Annotated in this window: 11 protein-coding genes; 8 read left to right on the plus strand and 3 right to left on the minus strand. The window is 46.8% G+C overall.

Annotation, left to right across the window (positions count from 1 at the left end):
• The first annotated feature begins 54 nt into the window (after positions 1 to 54).
• Both BLV50_RS15670 and BLV50_RS15675 read left to right on the plus strand, forming a co-directional pair.
• On the plus strand, positions 55 to 3,426 hold the full coding sequence (locus BLV50_RS15670) for a GH36-type glycosyl hydrolase domain-containing protein (RefSeq protein ID WP_063564253.1): 3,372 nt from the start codon (positions 55 to 57) through the stop codon (positions 3,424 to 3,426).
• A gap of 99 nt (positions 3,427 to 3,525) precedes the next feature.
• Entirely contained in the window at positions 3,526 to 4,542 is a 1,017-nt protein-coding gene (locus BLV50_RS15675) for a LacI family DNA-binding transcriptional regulator (protein ID WP_063564254.1), read from the plus strand.
• A gap of 346 nt (positions 4,543 to 4,888) precedes the next feature.
• Here BLV50_RS15675 and BLV50_RS15680 read toward each other — a convergent pair whose 3' ends face one another.
• Positions 4,889 to 5,953 carry a phosphodiester glycosidase family protein gene (locus tag BLV50_RS15680; protein WP_063564255.1) on the minus strand — a complete coding sequence of 355 codons (1,065 nt, stop codon included), beginning with the start codon at positions 5,951 to 5,953 and terminating at the stop codon, positions 4,889 to 4,891.
• Entirely contained in the window at positions 5,950 to 6,360 is a 411-nt protein-coding gene (locus BLV50_RS15685; RefSeq protein WP_063564256.1) for a hypothetical protein, read from the minus strand. The genes BLV50_RS15680 and BLV50_RS15685 overlap by 4 nt, the downstream gene beginning before the upstream one ends.
• 441 nt (positions 6,361 to 6,801) lie before the next feature.
• On the opposite strand from BLV50_RS15685, the gene BLV50_RS15690 reads away from it, so the two are divergent.
• From BLV50_RS15690 to BLV50_RS15700, 3 genes are all read left to right on the plus strand, one after another.
• A complete protein-coding gene (locus BLV50_RS15690) occupies positions 6,802 to 7,458 on the plus strand; it encodes a response regulator transcription factor (RefSeq protein ID WP_063564257.1) in 657 nt (218 codons plus the stop codon).
• Positions 7,459 to 7,599: 141 nt separating this feature from the next.
• Positions 7,600 to 8,823, plus strand: a complete 1,224-nt coding sequence (locus tag BLV50_RS15695; RefSeq protein ID WP_063564258.1) for an aminotransferase-like domain-containing protein — start codon at positions 7,600 to 7,602, stop codon at positions 8,821 to 8,823.
• A 239-nt stretch (positions 8,824 to 9,062) separates the two neighbouring features.
• A complete protein-coding gene (locus BLV50_RS15700) occupies positions 9,063 to 9,689 on the plus strand; it encodes an FMN-dependent NADH-azoreductase (protein WP_090808694.1) in 627 nt (208 codons plus the stop codon).
• A gap of 100 nt (positions 9,690 to 9,789) precedes the next feature.
• On the opposite strand, the gene BLV50_RS15705 is transcribed toward BLV50_RS15700, so the two are convergent.
• A complete protein-coding gene (locus tag BLV50_RS15705) occupies positions 9,790 to 10,638 on the minus strand; it encodes a DUF2161 domain-containing phosphodiesterase (RefSeq protein WP_063564260.1) in 849 nt (282 codons plus the stop codon).
• Positions 10,639 to 10,999: 361 nt separating this feature from the next.
• On the opposite strand from BLV50_RS15705, the gene BLV50_RS15710 reads away from it, so the two are divergent.
• From BLV50_RS15710 to BLV50_RS15720, 3 genes are all read left to right on the plus strand, one after another.
• Entirely contained in the window at positions 11,000 to 12,895 is a 1,896-nt protein-coding gene (locus tag BLV50_RS15710; RefSeq protein WP_063564261.1) for a PrkA family serine protein kinase, read from the plus strand.
• Positions 12,896 to 13,140: 245 nt separating this feature from the next.
• Positions 13,141 to 14,145, plus strand: a complete 1,005-nt coding sequence (locus BLV50_RS15715; RefSeq protein WP_063564262.1) for a globin-coupled sensor protein — start codon at positions 13,141 to 13,143, stop codon at positions 14,143 to 14,145.
• 129 nt (positions 14,146 to 14,274) lie between these two features.
• Positions 14,275 to 15,279: a LacI family DNA-binding transcriptional regulator gene (locus BLV50_RS15720; RefSeq protein ID WP_064639398.1), complete on the plus strand. Its 1,005-nt coding sequence runs from the start codon at positions 14,275 to 14,277 to the stop codon at positions 15,277 to 15,279.
• Positions 15,280 to 15,284 lie beyond the last annotated feature (5 nt).

Raw genomic sequence — 15,284 nt, forward strand, 5'->3', positions numbered from 1 at the left:
CTCTTCTGTTCAGCAGCAGGGAACAAGGCAGGATAGGAGGATATGAATAGATATATGAAGACCATGAATAAATCTCAAATCAACGTACAATCCGGCGACCTGTGCTTTACGTTCTGGGAAAGCGGTGATTTGTTCAAGGCTGTAAGTGGAACAACGATGATTAATCAGTGGATGGCTAGTCCGGTGGACGGCTCCATGAACAATCTATACTTGCGTTTTCACAGTGAATCTGGCATTCGTTTTGTGCCAATGCTTGGCATTCACTCCGACAGCCAGGTGAGCACCGACAGCAGTCGTATGGTATGGACAGGTACCGCTGAGGGTGTAGGCTATCAGGTTGTATTTGCTCCAACAACAAAAGGTGTATGGTTCTGGGATGTAACCGTAAACGGTAATGGAGAAGAGGTCGACGTGGTCTATGGCCAGGATGTCGGCAATGCCGATCCAGGTGCGGTACGCAGCAATGAGGCTTACTTGTCGCAATATATTGACCATGCCGTATTTGAGGATGCGAAACTTGGATATATCGTAGCTTCACGGCAGAATCAACCGCAGGGCGGGGCTTTTCCTTATCTTCAACAGGGTTCATTAACCCGTGCAGCAGGTTACTCCACAGATGGATTTCAGTTCTTTGGCTTGAGTTACAAGGAGACGAATGTCCCTGAAAGTCTGGGTAAGCCAACACTTGCGAATGAAGTGTACCAGTATGAATTTGCATATACAGCCCTGCAGTCCGAAAAAGTGGTGTTGAGTGGCGAAGCTCGCTTTGTGTTCTATGGACTCTTTCAGTCTAACCACGCTGAAGCGGTGAAGGAACTCGAATACCAGGATGTTCTCCAACAGGCTTGGGACGAGTATGAAGCGAAGCGTCAAGAGAATGCAAGCACGGTACAAGCAGTATCCAACGTATTCCCAAAAGTATCTCTCCATCCGGTAGTGGGTGAACCCTTGCCTACTTTATCGATGACCGAAGAAGAAGTGAATTCCCGTTTCCCGGCTTCGAAGAGACATCAAGAAGAGCGCGCGGATGGTAAATTGCTGGCGTTCTTTACAGATACGTATGAGCATATTGTGCTCAAGGAAAAGGAAATGCGTGTGGAACGTCCGCATGGACATATTCTGATGAGTGGTAACAATGTGAAGCTGGGTCAGAACGTAATCACAACGTCTTCCTATATGTATGGTATCTTCAATTCCCATGTGGTTGTGGGAAATACGAACTTCAATAAAATGATGAGCAATGCACGTAGCGCACTCAACATACCCAAATCATCCGGTCAGCGGATCTACGTCGAGGTTGAAGGAATCTTCCACCTACTCACGATGCCTTCCCTGTTTGAAATGGGCTTCAACTATGTTCGCTGGTATTACAAAACAGCTGAGGATACGCTGATTATCACGAATTATACAACTTTGGATACTCCTGAAGTACATCTTCATGTGAAGTCGGAAAAAGGAATAGCTTATCGATACTTGATTACCAATCAGATTACGATGAATGTGAATGAATATGAACTTCCTGTTCATGTTTCGGAGCAGAATGGTGAATTGATCTTCAAGGCAGATCACAGCTCCCTCAGTGCCGAAGTATATCCTAATCTGGAGTACCGCATGCGGGTAAGCGGAGCAGGAGTGACGGTTGGCGATGAGACTGAACTGGCTAGTGGAGTAAACGCAGGCGACGACTCACTGACGACTTTACGACTGGACAGCAGTGCTGAATGGACATTGACCATTCAAGGGCTGTTGGAAGGAGGACAGATTGCATCCTCGACACGCAGCTTCGAAGAGGAAGTGGCAGCTTATCGTACCTTCTATGCAGAAGTGATGAATGGGTTCCATTTGTCTCAACCTCAGAAGCAAGGAGCAGATGAGTTGTTCAAAGTGAATGCTCTTGCATGGTGGTACACCCACAATATGCTGGTGCATTACTCTGTTCCTCACGGATTGGAGCAATATGGCGGTGCAGCTTGGGGTACACGGGATGTCTGCCAGGGTCCGGTCGAATACTTTATGGCTACACAAAAGTATGAGCAGGTTCGCGACATTCTGAAGACGGTATATTCGCATCAGTATGAGGATGACGGTAACTGGCCGCAATGGTTTATGTTCGATCGTTATTTCAAAGTTCAGCAGGAAGAAAGCCATGGTGACATTATTGTTTGGCCTCTCAAAGTGCTAAGTGATTATCTGATTGCCACCAAGGATTATTCGATTCTGAATGAGGAAGTACCTTATACCGTAAAACATGGTTTTGACTTTACTGATCAGACAGCCAGCGTGCTGGAGCATGCCCAGAAAGAACTGGAGTATATCCGCAGTCATTTCCTGCATGATACATTCCTCTCTTCATATGGTGACGGGGACTGGGACGATACATTACAGCCTGCCAATGCTCAATTGAAGCAATATATGGTCAGCAGCTGGACTGTGGCGCTCACCTATCAAACGTTGAAGCAGCTATCCAGAGCGCTTGCGCCTGTGAAACCGGAGCTTTCTTCGGAATTAAGCGATATGGCAGCGGGTGTGAAAAGGGACTTCAGCAAGTATATGTTGGATACCGATGTGATTCCGGGCTTTGTATATATGGAAGATCCGGCACAAGCGAAGCGCATGCTGCATCCGGATGACAGCGAGACAGGTATTCAGTACCGTTTGCTGCCGATGACACGCAGCATGATTGCCGAGTTGCTGGAACCTGAGCAAGCGCAATCCCATTATGAACTGATCAAGGACAAGCTGTACTGCCCGGATGGTGTCAGATTGATGAATCGTCCAGCACAATATGATGGCGGCGTCAGCACTCATTTCAAACGTGCAGAGCAGGCATCCAACTTCGGACGTGAAGTGGGCTTGCAATATGTTCATGCTCACATCCGTTATATTGAAGCCATGGCGAAGCTGGGCAACCCGGATGAGGTCTGGAATGGGCTGGGCATTATCAATCCAGTGGGTATTCAGGAAGCTGTTCCTAACGCAGATCTACGCCAGAGTAATGCCTACTTCAGCAGTTCTGACGGGAAATTCAACAACCGTTATGCAGCGCAGGAGCAGTTCGATAAGCTTCGCACCGGAGATGTGCAGGTGAAGGGCGGCTGGAGAATCTACTCCAGTGGACCGGGAATCTACATGAATCAGCTCATTTCGAACGCCCTGGGTATTCGCCAGGAGGAAGAAGATCTGGTTCTGGACCCTGTGTTACCTGTCAGCTTGGATGGCTTGCATTTTGATTTCCAATTTGCCGGCAAAAAGGTAACCTTCGTCTATCATCTCAGCGGAGAGGCCGTACAACGTATTGTGCTGAATGGCAAGGAACTGGATGCGACTAGGTTGCAACAACCTTATCGTCTTGGTGGACTGCGTATTTCACGTAAGGAGCTTGAACAGAGCCTGAGCGAGAATAACGTGATTGAGATTTACAGTTAATCGTGTAAACGTTAGTCCATTTTATCAAGTATAAATATTTTAGATGTCAGGTCCTTCGATTTCGAAGGGCCTGATGAACATAACAGGGGAGCGAAGAATGTGGTCAGTATCAAGGATATCGCCAAACAGGCGGGAGTTTCGATCTCTACCGTGTCATACGCTCTGAATGGTAGCAACAAAGTGACAGATGAGACCCGTTCCAAAATTTTGGCTATCGCCAAAGAGCTGAACTATGTTCCCAATGCTGCTGCCAGAACATTGAAGAAGAGAGAATCCAAAATTCTGGGTGTATTTCTGACGGATTTTAGCGGGGATGTATATGGAGACTTACTTAGTGGTATGAAATCTGTATGTAACGCGCAAGGGTACGACCTGATTGTGTGCAGCGGGAAACAATCTCATCGAATGCTTCCGGAGCGAATGATTGATGGTGCTGTCATTCTGGATCATACATTTGCGAGCAAGGAACTAATGCAATATGCAGACATAGGACACAAGATTGTCGTTCTTGACCGGGAACTGGATCACCCCAATATTAATCAGGTTCTACTGGATAACAAGGCAGGAGCAACCCTTGCGATGGAGCATTTGATCGAACAGGGACACACGAAGATCTATGTCGTGACAGGTCCTGAAGGTTCATTTGACTCGGCTCAGCGGTTGAAGGCTGTGAGGCAAGTATCGGAGCGGGAAGCGAATGTGGAATGGATCGAAATTACCGGAGATTTCGAGAAGAGTGGCGGAGAACGGGCAGCCGAACGTATTATTCAGGAATATACTCAACCAGTTGGGGTGTTTTGTCTCAATGACGAGATGGCGATTGGGATGTGTGACCGGCTCGCTGATAGCGAGTTAAACATTGGTCAGGAGATTGATATTATCGGATTTGATAATATTGAACTTAGCAAATATGTGCAGCCAAGACTGGTCACGATTGATTATTCCAAACGAAAATGGGGCGCACTGGCAGCCGAACAATTAATCAAGATTATTGCCGGAGAGCCTGTTGATCATGAACGCATCTACGTGACACTGGTGGAGGGCGGGTCGGTAAACAGCAAGGTACAGTCAGCATATCTTGCACAAGCCCAAGGTGAAAAGGCGGTTAGCTATTGACGACGCTGCCCCCTCTTCATTCCATGGATGTTGTGTTAAACGACGACTGTACAGCAAGAGACAAGGCTTAGAAGAATTGAAGCATTCTTTTAAGCCTTGTCTCTTGTTTAGCTTGTTTATTTGACCCATTATAAAATGAAAAAACCTCTCACCAGGAGAGGCTTGGCCCTTAAAGGCCCTTAGTTTTGTCATTGTTGTAGGATGAAGTGAGAATGCCTGTAAGGAAGAGAGCCAATACAATTGCAATAATCCAAAATGTCAGTGAAAATGACATACCATAGCACCTCCTGCAAAATCTTTACTTCTATTATAACCATTATAGGAAGAAAAGAAATGCTTCACTCCATCATTTGTAAAATAAAAAGTGAGTAGGTACCGGTCGGAGGCTCCCATCCGAAGGGTTATTCACAACCCGGTTGTTCACGATGAGTGAGGACGATCCGCCGCCATCCAGATTATAGGCGTCCATGACGCCAAGTTTGTACAAACGTCCTTGCAGCTCTTCCAGGGTGGCTCCTGAGCTGCCCCCTTCGTTATACCCGTCAACAACGATAATCAACAATTGATCGTCCTTGTAGTTGCCGATCACGGTGCGTGGAGCCCGCTTGGGTGAGACTTTCCATTTGGCGGGAATGACCGTTTTTTGTCCATTCTGCAAGAGCACGGGTACAAATGTGGCACCAAATTGGGGTTGTAGGCGATCCAGGGAACTTTTGTCGAAAAATTTACCGCCTACCAGCTTACCGGCATTATCAAGACCTACAAAAAACAGATCCTTAAAGCTGGCCTGAAAACCATTCACATACTTGCCGTCCATAACGGTAGTACTCAGCGGATACCGTTTTCCGCCGCTATCGGCGAATCCTCCGGCATTAATTCCGGCAATGGCACCGCTGCGCTTGACCGCTTGCATAGTTGTCTCAGATCGGCCTGGCTCGCTGTCCAGAGCCATCTTCATGGCCGTGGGGTCTTTTAGCTTGATTTTCATCGCATAGCCCTTATAGGCGCCTGGATTGACCCTATAGAGTTCAATCGTAACTCGATCACTGTCTATCCGTTCAAACGGAACGCCCAGCTTGGATGAGATCCGTTGATTGTAGATCGTTTCCGGGCGAGCGGCTTGAACCGTAGCCTTCTGTACAAGCGTCGACATCGTACTCGTTGTCTGATTGTACAGCTGTGTTGTTCTTTTAATAGAAGAAGAAGTCTGAACAGCAGCTTCTTTTGCCCCTGCAAGCTCTTGGCTAATTGCCTGGGTCCGGGGTGTAACATTCTCTTCAGCCAGACCGGAATGAATGAAGTCTCCCGGTTCAAGCGGAGGACGAATCAGCAGCATGCATAACATCAATCCAACAAAAGGAGCAAGTGCAAGCATAAATAAACGATTAACCTTTTTTACGGGTGTAATCATTTGAGCAGGTCCATCTTTTTCTGGAGTGTCTCCAGTTGTTTTTTGACTTCGCTCAGTTGGGTATACAATTTGTTGCTGTTGTCGGTTTTATCGTTTGCATTATCCTTGGTGAAAGTCAGTAATTCATTAAAGGACTGCACCTGGCCCTGCAGGTCCGCTACTTCCTTGGATATCGTTGTTAGCTGCTTTTCGTAGTCGGCTTTGAGCGCTGCAATCTGCTGTTGATTATGGGTCTGAAGCTGATTAATCATCTGTTGCTGGAGGTGGTTACTATAATAGTAGGTTCCGAGTACTCCAAGTGCAATGAGAACAATCCACATGACCAGAAACAGCTTGACTGAAGATCCGGCCTTACCTTTGGCGCTCCGGGTGTGATGGATGTCAGAGGGTTGGACAGAAGGTTTCATATCATCACTCCTGGTTATTTATAGGTACAAAAAAATTTCCAGTCCTCATTCTATCATGCCACTATTGATTACGCAAAAATGAAATTCTTTGAGTAATAGGATAAAAAGAGATTGCATCGGAAGGAAGTCCTAGGATACAATTTCTTATAGATGCAATAAGTAGGAACTTTGGGCAAGTTTTTCGACTTTTTTAGATAGAAATGCAGGAAATTTATACTATATTTTGATCTTTCTTCGCTTGGGAAGACAAAAGTCCTGATGTGACGACAGCAAAATACAGTAGAAATAGAGCTGTTCTTACAGCTGTATCAATTGTTTTTCTATTTTTCGACATTATCCGACTTTTACTTCTTCTATACACGGACTGTCGCAAGGATAGAGGCATTATCATGGCTGATGGTAGAAAAGGAATTTGTCCAATACATAACAGGGGGAACAACAATGAAAAAAGTATGGCAGGTGGTCATCGTAGATATCCACCCCACCAGCATGCTGGGAACAAAATTGATTTTGGAAGAACAGCAGGATCTGTTGGTACGGGGGATGACTTCGACCGGGTCCGAAGGTCTTGACCTGGTGAACATTCACCAGCCCGATCTGATTTTGATGGATTACCGGCTTCCTGAGGGCCAGGCAGATCAGTATATATCCCAAATGAAAAATCTGTCGGCTCATAGTCACATCATTATTCTAACGGACGAGGACAATGTAAAATTATTTCGTCATCTGATCAGTCTTGGTGCTAGTGGTATGCTGTCCAAACAGGCTTCCCCTAGCCAGCTGATTCATCTGATTTCCGGGTTGCGTGAGGGATGTGTATCCATTCCTTTATCATGGTTAGCCAGCTCGGAATGGGCCCAGCCTGTCGAATCTCCGGCAGAAGAACTTATTGTTGAATTAACAGAAACCGAAACTTTTATCATGGAAAGAATTGTTCAGGGCGTAACCTATGATAAAATAGCCAGTGAGATTAACGTTAGCAGACGTTCGATTGATAATTACCTGCGTAAAATATACGTGAAACTGGATGTAAGCAGCAGGGCACAGGCGATTGAACGTTACGCTTTATATGCGAGGCAGACCAAAACCGTATCCTGACGAGCATGGTTCCATGAATCCCTATATACGATGACTCGTCAAGTTTCCGGTCTGGTCATATTCAGTGTCCAACAGGAATAGGTTGTAGGGGCTACGGACTGCGAGCACAGTTCGGATTAGGGATGAAAGGGGAACGGACCGATGAAGTATTTCTTCGCCTCCCGTACAAACAGGCTTTTGACATCACCGCTGAGGGACATACGTGAGATGTCTGGTCGGGATTATTTCATTTCTCTGGCAGAAGAACTGCCTGCGGAGGAGCTGTTTCCATTCAAACTGCTGGAAGAAGCAGCGGTGTCTGTATTTAGTTCCGGACCCTCCGCATTGCAGTATGGCGAGCCGGCAGGGTACAGACCGTTGAGAGAATGGCTGGACAATGATTGGAATGCTCGCAAGGGCATACGGACAGTCCCGGAGCAGATTTTATTGACCACAGGGACTCAGCAGGCCATCGATCTTGTGATGCGTTTGCTGCTTGAGCCTGGAGATTCCGTACTGGTCGAGCATCCTACCTCTCCAGGCTGTCTCGAGGTTCTGGAGATGCAAGGTGCCAAAATCGTGCCCGTCACAGGCGATGGGGATGGCATTTTGCCTGACCTTTTGGAGCATCACATGCAGCAGGTGAGACCGAAGCTGCTTTTTGCTGCACCCAGTTTTTCCAATCCAACTGGCGTGCTGTGGAGTATGGAGCGGCGTGAGGCTGTTCTTGATCTGTGTTCACGTTATGGCGTACTGCTCGTGGAAGATGATTCCTATGGTGAACTTCATTTCGATGGATTGGAACCAGCAGACTTCTACCGGAAATATCCTTCCCTCTTTGCGCTGGATACAGCGGATCAGGGTGGACATGTTCTCTACATTGGTTCGTTTAGCAAAACTGTAGCACCTGCCCTGCGTACAGGTTGGGCTGCCGGACATCCGGCCTTGATCCAGGCTATGGCCTCCGTGAAACGGATAGCAGACGGACAGTCCAGTCCCATGAATCAGCGGTTATTGTATCAACTGCTTGCCCATTCTCCTTTTAAGTGGAGTGATCATCTCTCCATGCTGAACAGGGAGTATAAGACCAGACTCAAGCTTATGCTCGAATTGTTGAAGCGCCCGGGTTGGAAAGGCAGTCAGTATAGCATTCCTGAAGGGGGGATGTATCTGTGGGTACAGTTACCGGATGGATTGGACAGCGGAGCTCTGCTCAAAGCAGCGCTGTTAAAAGGGGTGTCCTTCCTTCCCGGTTCCCTCTGCTCCACGGGTGAACAGGATCATCGGTACATCCGGTTGAACTTCAGCCATCCGGGCCGGGATGAGTTGCTGCTTGGCATGAATCTGATCAGTGAGTCCATAACAGAGTTTACAGCCCGGAGCTAAACCGGATTTAGAAAAGAAAGAATGTAGGGTCAAATTCATGCCTGGAACTTGGGACAGCAGAAGTTCCAGGCATTGGATTTGGAAGCAAATAGGTTACCCCCAAAGTAATTACGTTATTGCATCCACTAACATTTTTATATATAATATGTATTAATGAGTTGTTGTTTTCTTTATATAAGCTGCAATCATTGCAAGTTCAGGAGAAGCACTCATATATTTTAACTAACGGGGGAACGAACATGTCTAACATTTTATTTGTCAAAGCAAACGACCGTCCTGCAGAACAAGCAGTCAGCGTACAATTGTACGATGCATTTTTGAGCGCATACAAAGAATCCCACCCAGGTGACACAGTTACCGAACTGGATCTCTACAATACAGATATTCCTTACTACGGCAACACTGTAATTACAGGTGGATACAAAGCCGCTAATGGTATCGAAGCAACTGCTGAAGAGCAAAAAGCAGCTGCACTGGCAGCACAATTGCAAGATCAATTCTTGGCAGCAGACAAAGTAGTATTTGCATTCCCACTGTGGAACTTCACTGTTCCAGCACCACTGGTGAACTACATTTCCTACCTGAGCCAAGCTGGAAAAATGTTCAAATACACTGCTGAAGGCCCTGTAGGTCTGGTAGGCGACAAAAAAGTGGCATTGTTGAACGCACGTGGCGGAGTTTACTCCGTAGAGCCTATGGCATCCGCTGAAATGTCCGTTAAATATGTAACAAATGTACTGAACTTCTGGGGTATCCAAAACCCTGAACTGGTTATCGTTGAAGGCCACAATGCTTCACCTGACCGTTCCCAAGAGATCGTAGCAGCAGGTCTGAAATTGGCTTCCGAAGTAGCAGCAAGCTTCTAATAGCCTAATATATAGAAACACGAAAAAGCCCATCATCTCCATTCGAGATGATGGGCTTTTTCGCATCTTCATTTTGCATGAAGCTACGTTACCTGTTGCCTCAGTCATTCTTTCCATGGATCAGGTAGGGCTCCGCTACTTCCGCAATAAACTCAAGCTCACTGTCGTCATGTTGATTCAAGGAAATATCCATTTCTAGTTCATTTATACTCCGTTCAATCATATCATTATCCTCAAGCATGTGAGCATGCTCAGTTAGTGCCTGCACACCCTTAACCGTCAGCACATATCGTCCACGGGATAAGCGCTCGAACCAGCCATAATAGTTTTTTTGCAAAATGGCCGCAGCGGAACCCACACTTGTCTGTTTACTGATCGAGGCGGGGGAGGCTTCTCCCTGAGCGCGAAGGGCGGAAGCTACACGTAATGCTTTTTCCCTGTAAGCGGTGACCAGCTGCCTGCGTGTGCTTCCTCCTGTGTTGTAGTCACCACTTCGCTCGTCGAATTCCTTCAGCAGTCGTTGCCGCCGTATACCGCCTTTACGGACACCGGTGCTGCCGCTACCAGACATAGGAGCTTGGGCAGCAGGTTCGCACAGCACATCAATCAGAGGTGATTTGGTTTTGTAGAACGTAACGGTGATAAGCCCTAGCCCAAGTTGTCTGCACAGTGCGGTCAATTCGCCCCAGCGCTGGTTCACGGCACCACGCTTGCTGCGGTTCCGCTCAACTGCCAGATACACGAAGGGGCTGAGCTTCAGGCGCTGCATTCCCTGTAACAGCAGAGACAGATTAAATGTTTTTTTCATCTCCACAATGAGTGGTTCATTCTGATCCGATTTGACCCCAACCAGGTCACAATGTTTGACTTCAGCCTTCACGTCGTAGCCGCGTCGTTCGAAAAAAGCCTTTACAGGCGAATATAACTCGGTTTCGTACTTTACTGCCATCGTTTCTGCTCCTTTCCTGAAGTGGCTCGTCTCTGGCCATCTATTGTTCCGTTTTCTGAATTTAGAACCTTCATTATATCATATCCGTTCTTTTTTTTCTGAGCGCACAAGATGTCTGATAGAACAGGGAAAGCCTCAAATTAAGACCTGCAGATCGAAAAAAAGAGGTCAACTTATCCGATTTGCCGCATAGGTATGTAATACACTTTTCACAACAATACATGATGTTTGGACAGAGGGTGGCGGGACTAATCCGGACCGCAAGATTGGTATTCAAGCACAAGCCGTAATTCTATTGATTTCTTCATACCATTCGGAATGGTTGACAATCACACTAAAGGAGCCATGGGAGGTACCAAGCATGAATATTTTTGAACGCGTTGCGGAACATCGGGCAGAGAGTGACCGTTTATCATGGAACGGGACATTTGAAGATTATATTGCACTGCTGAGAGAGGACCCGACTCCGGCAATGACGGCTCACGCACGAGTGTACCAGATGATTGAATCATTTGGCGTGGAAGAAGTTGGGGGGCACAAACGGTACAAGTTTTTTGAACAGGAGATTTTTGGGCTAGATCGGTCCATTGAAAAGCTGGTGGAAGAATATTTCCACTCGGCAGCACGCCGTCTGGATGTTCGCAAACGGATTCTGCTGCTTATGGGTCCGGTCAGCGGAGGTAAGTCAACACTGGTAACGCTGCTGAAACGTGGCCTTGAACAATTCTCCCGCACAGAGAAGGGTGCTATATACGCCATTGACGGATGCCCAATGCATGAGGAGCCCTTGCATCTGATTCCGCTGGAGCTTCGTCCCGAAGTGGAAAAGGAGATCGGTGTCCGCATTGAGGGCAATCTCTGCCCATCCTGCCAGATGCGTCTTCGGACCGAATATGGCGGTGATATCAGCAAGGTGCGAGTGGAACGGGTCACCATTTCCGAGGATAACCGGGTGGGAATCGGAACATTCAGTCCATCCGATCCCAAATCCCAGGATATTGCCGATCTGACGGGAAGTATCGACTTCTCAACCATTACTGAATTCGGCTCCGAGTCCGATCCACGCGCCTATCGTTTTGACGGTGAATTGAACAAGGCCAACCGTGGATTGATGGAATTTCAGGAAATGCTGAAATGTGATGAGAAGTTTCTGTGGAACCTGTTATCACTGACGCAGGAAGGAAATTTTAAAGCAGGCCGATTTGCCTTGATCAGTGCGGATGAAATGATTGTGGCGCATACGAATGAATCCGAGTACAAATCATTTATTTCCAACAAAAAGAATGAAGCCTTGCAATCCCGGATGATCGTCATGCCAATTCCCTACAACCTGAAGGTCTCCGAGGAAGAGAAGATTTATGGCAAGCTCATTCAGCAAAGTGATATGAAGCATGTCCATATTGCACCGCATGCCCTGCGGACTGCAGCCATTTTCTCCATACTTACCCGCTTGAAAGAAACGAAGAAACAAGGCATGGATCTGGTCAAAAAAATGCGGATGTATGACGGTGAAGAAGTCGAAGGGTACAAAGAAGCTGATCTGCGTGAGATGCAAAATGAATATTTGGATGAAGGCATGTCGGGCATTGACCCGCGTTATGTCATCAACCGGATATCCAGTGCTTTGATTAAGCAAAACCTTCAGTGCATTAACGCGCTGGATATTCTCCGGGCGATCAAGGATGGTCTGGATCAGCATGCTTCGATTTCAAAAGAGGAACGTGAGCGTTATCTGAACTTTATTGCCCTGGCTCGGAAAGAATATGATGAGCTGGCGAAGAAGGAAGTGCAGAAAGCGTTTGTCTACTCGTTCGAAGAGTCGGCCAGAACGCTGTTCGAAAATTACCTCGATAATATCGAGGCATTCTGCAACTGGGCCAAAATTCGTGATCCACTGACGGATGAGGAGATGGACCCGGATGAGCGCTTGATGCGTTCGATAGAGGAGCAGATCGGTATTTCCGAAAATGCCAAAAAGGCTTTCAGGGAAGAGATATTGATCCGCATCTCGGCTTATTCCCGCAAGGAACGGAAGTTCGAATACAGCAGTCATGATCGTTTGCGTGAAGCGATTGAAAAGAAACTGTTCACTGACTTGAAGGATATTGTGAAGATTACAACTTCAACCAAGACACCAGATGCGACGCAACTGAAACGAATGAATGAAGTGATTAAACGGTTGATTGAAGAACATGGATATACCGCAGCCAGCGCGAATGAACTGCTCCGTTATGTGGGCAGCCTGTTGAATCGCTGATCTGCAACGAACCATTCCGGATCAGGCTCCTGACGCCTGCTGTGAGGCTCCTTCACAGCAGGGTCAGGGGTCTTTTTATATGGGGGAGATGTACAATTAAGACTAATAAACTGACAAAGAAGGTCAATTCCATGACAAATTAGTTCTTATGGTATATGTTAAATTAGGTCATTTAGTCTATAATCGATACAGATATTTACAATTTAATATTTTTTGTGGTTATTAAGGAGCTGACAGAACTAGTTATGAGTATTGCTATAGCAAGACAACAACAACTTGATTATATTGGATTGACCGCCGGAGATCTGCAATTGCTTGCTGATCATCGACCTGCTTTTGAGAAAGTCGTGGACGAAGTGGTGGACCACTTCTACAATCATGTGGGCAATTATCCGAATTTGGTCGATCTGATTGCCCGCTTCTCTTCCATTGATCGTTTGAAGGAAACACAAAAGCTATACTGGTTATCCATGACCGATGGTGTAGTTGATGATGCATACATTGAACAGCGCATTGCAATCGGACTGGTCCATTCCCGCATTGGTTTGTCCGAAGATTATTACTTGGGCACGTATATGGTTTATCTCGATATTGCAACAAGCATATTCCAGCAAGTCATTCCTGAACGCTGGCATGTGGTCATTCAGGCCCTTAGTAAAATGTTCAACCTCGACTCACAGCTTGTATTGGAGGCTTACGAGAAGAAGGAAAAGGAAAAATTAAATCAACTCGCTGAAGATCAGCAGCATACGTTGCTGGCGATCACGCAGATTACCCAGCAGTTGACGGGCATGATTAGTGAATTGAACGAAAATGCTCAGGCGATCTCTGATGTGGCCAGAGAAACGGCTGCCTCTCAGGATCAGGCCAATGGACTGTTGGAAGAGCTGACTAAGGAAATTCATCAGATTGGCAAAATGGGTGAGATCATTCGTGAAATCTCGGATCAGAGTCATCTCGTGGGTTTGAATGCCGCCATTGAAGCCGCACATGCAGGAGAATTTGGACGGGGATTCGAGGTGGTTGCCAGTGAGGTTCGCAAGCTTGCGGCTAGTTCCCGAGAAGCTCAAGGAAAAATTCAGTCGAACCTGGCACAGATCATGAAGAAGCTGGGCAGTGTTCAACAGGAGTCAGAGCACACTGCTTCGGGAGCAAGGCGTCAGGCATCCCGTTCAGAAGAGCTTGCGGTTTTTGCTACCACTATGGAGAAACTGGCACTTGATCTCAGGAAATTAGATCAACAGGAATAGGCGGTAATACTGGCTGGAAGCTGAGATACCGTTTCTGGCTGTTTTAAGCTATAATGGGTAGACAAACCTGCCGATGTTATAGTGAATGCAGCCGGAGACAGGGGATTTGAAAGAGGTTGAGGTGATCAGGTGGCTTCTATCCATGATGTGGCCAAAGAGGCGGGCGTATCTGTTGCAACCGTTTCCAAAGTGCTGAACGATTATCCCGATGTAAGTGACAAAACTCGCAAAAAAGTCAATATAGCCATCGAACTATTGAAATATCAACCGAATGTGGTTGCACGTGGACTTGTAAAACGCCGTTCTTGGACGGTAGGTGTATTGTTGACGGTTCCTTTTACCAATCCGTTTGTATCGGAGTTGCTTGAAGGAATCAAAACAGCGCTGGAAAACAGCGGATACGATCTTGTTCGCTTATCTACACGTTTTGATGATCCGACATACTCGTTTATTAAACATTGCCGCAGCCGAAATGTGGATGGCGTTGTTGTATTCGGGGAAGGAAGAGACAACGAGAGTATTCAGGAATTGGTTACTGCTGAGATTCCGACGATGTTCGTTGATACCGACTTGTTTGGCAAGCGGGCAGGATACATAACGACGGATAATGCAAATGCCATTGCCATGAGTGTGAAGCATTTGCATGAACTGGGTCACCAGAAAATTGCCTATATTTCAGGTACACTTGGGCCTGCTGTAGCGAATCTTCGACTGGATGGATATCGGGAAGGTTTGCGAGTCTGCGGCATTCCATATTCAACGGTGTATCTGGAGGTCTGTGACTATTCTTTCGATGGTGGCAGTAAGGCAGCTCGCCGATTGCTTGCATTGAAGGACCAGCCTACGGGGATTGTCTGTGCTTCAGATATGTCTGCTTTTGGTGCGATCCACGAAATTGAGAAGCATGGTTTACGGGTGCCTGAGGATGTATCTGTTGTCGGATTTGATAACACATACTATGCGGAAGTGTTCAAACCGGGGTTGACCACAATTAATCAAAATATTCATTCCATTGGAATCAAATCCATCGAATATCTGATCGCCATGATTGAGAATCCTGCATATACTCCTCCAGTCGTTACGGAGCCATCCAATCTGGTGATTCGTCAAACGACTGCACCTGTGCAAGCGTAAAGGTC

The sequence above is a fragment of the Paenibacillus sp. 276b genome (assembly GCF_900107875.1).
Taxonomy (GTDB): domain Bacteria; phylum Bacillota; class Bacilli; order Paenibacillales; family Paenibacillaceae; genus Paenibacillus; species Paenibacillus marchantiae.

Excerpts from the sequence above, each read along its gene's own strand:
- BLV50_RS15670 (WP_063564253.1), top strand. The coding sequence starts at position 55 with ATGAAGACCATGAATAAATCTCAAATCAACGTACAATCCGGCGACCTG.
- BLV50_RS15680 (WP_063564255.1), bottom strand. The coding sequence starts at position 5,953 with ATGATTACACCCGTAAAAAAGGTTAATCGTTTATTTATGCTTGCACTT.
- BLV50_RS15685 (WP_063564256.1), bottom strand. The coding sequence starts at position 6,360 with ATGAAACCTTCTGTCCAACCCTCTGACATCCATCACACCCGGAGCGCC.
- BLV50_RS15690 (WP_063564257.1), top strand. The coding sequence starts at position 6,802 with ATGAAAAAAGTATGGCAGGTGGTCATCGTAGATATCCACCCCACCAGC.
- BLV50_RS15695 (WP_063564258.1), top strand. The coding sequence starts at position 7,600 with ATGAAGTATTTCTTCGCCTCCCGTACAAACAGGCTTTTGACATCACCG.
- BLV50_RS15700 (WP_090808694.1), top strand. The coding sequence starts at position 9,063 with ATGTCTAACATTTTATTTGTCAAAGCAAACGACCGTCCTGCAGAACAA.
- BLV50_RS15705 (WP_063564260.1), bottom strand. The coding sequence starts at position 10,638 with ATGGCAGTAAAGTACGAAACCGAGTTATATTCGCCTGTAAAGGCTTTT.
- BLV50_RS15710 (WP_063564261.1), top strand. The coding sequence starts at position 11,000 with ATGAATATTTTTGAACGCGTTGCGGAACATCGGGCAGAGAGTGACCGT.
- BLV50_RS15715 (WP_063564262.1), top strand. The coding sequence starts at position 13,141 with ATGAGTATTGCTATAGCAAGACAACAACAACTTGATTATATTGGATTG.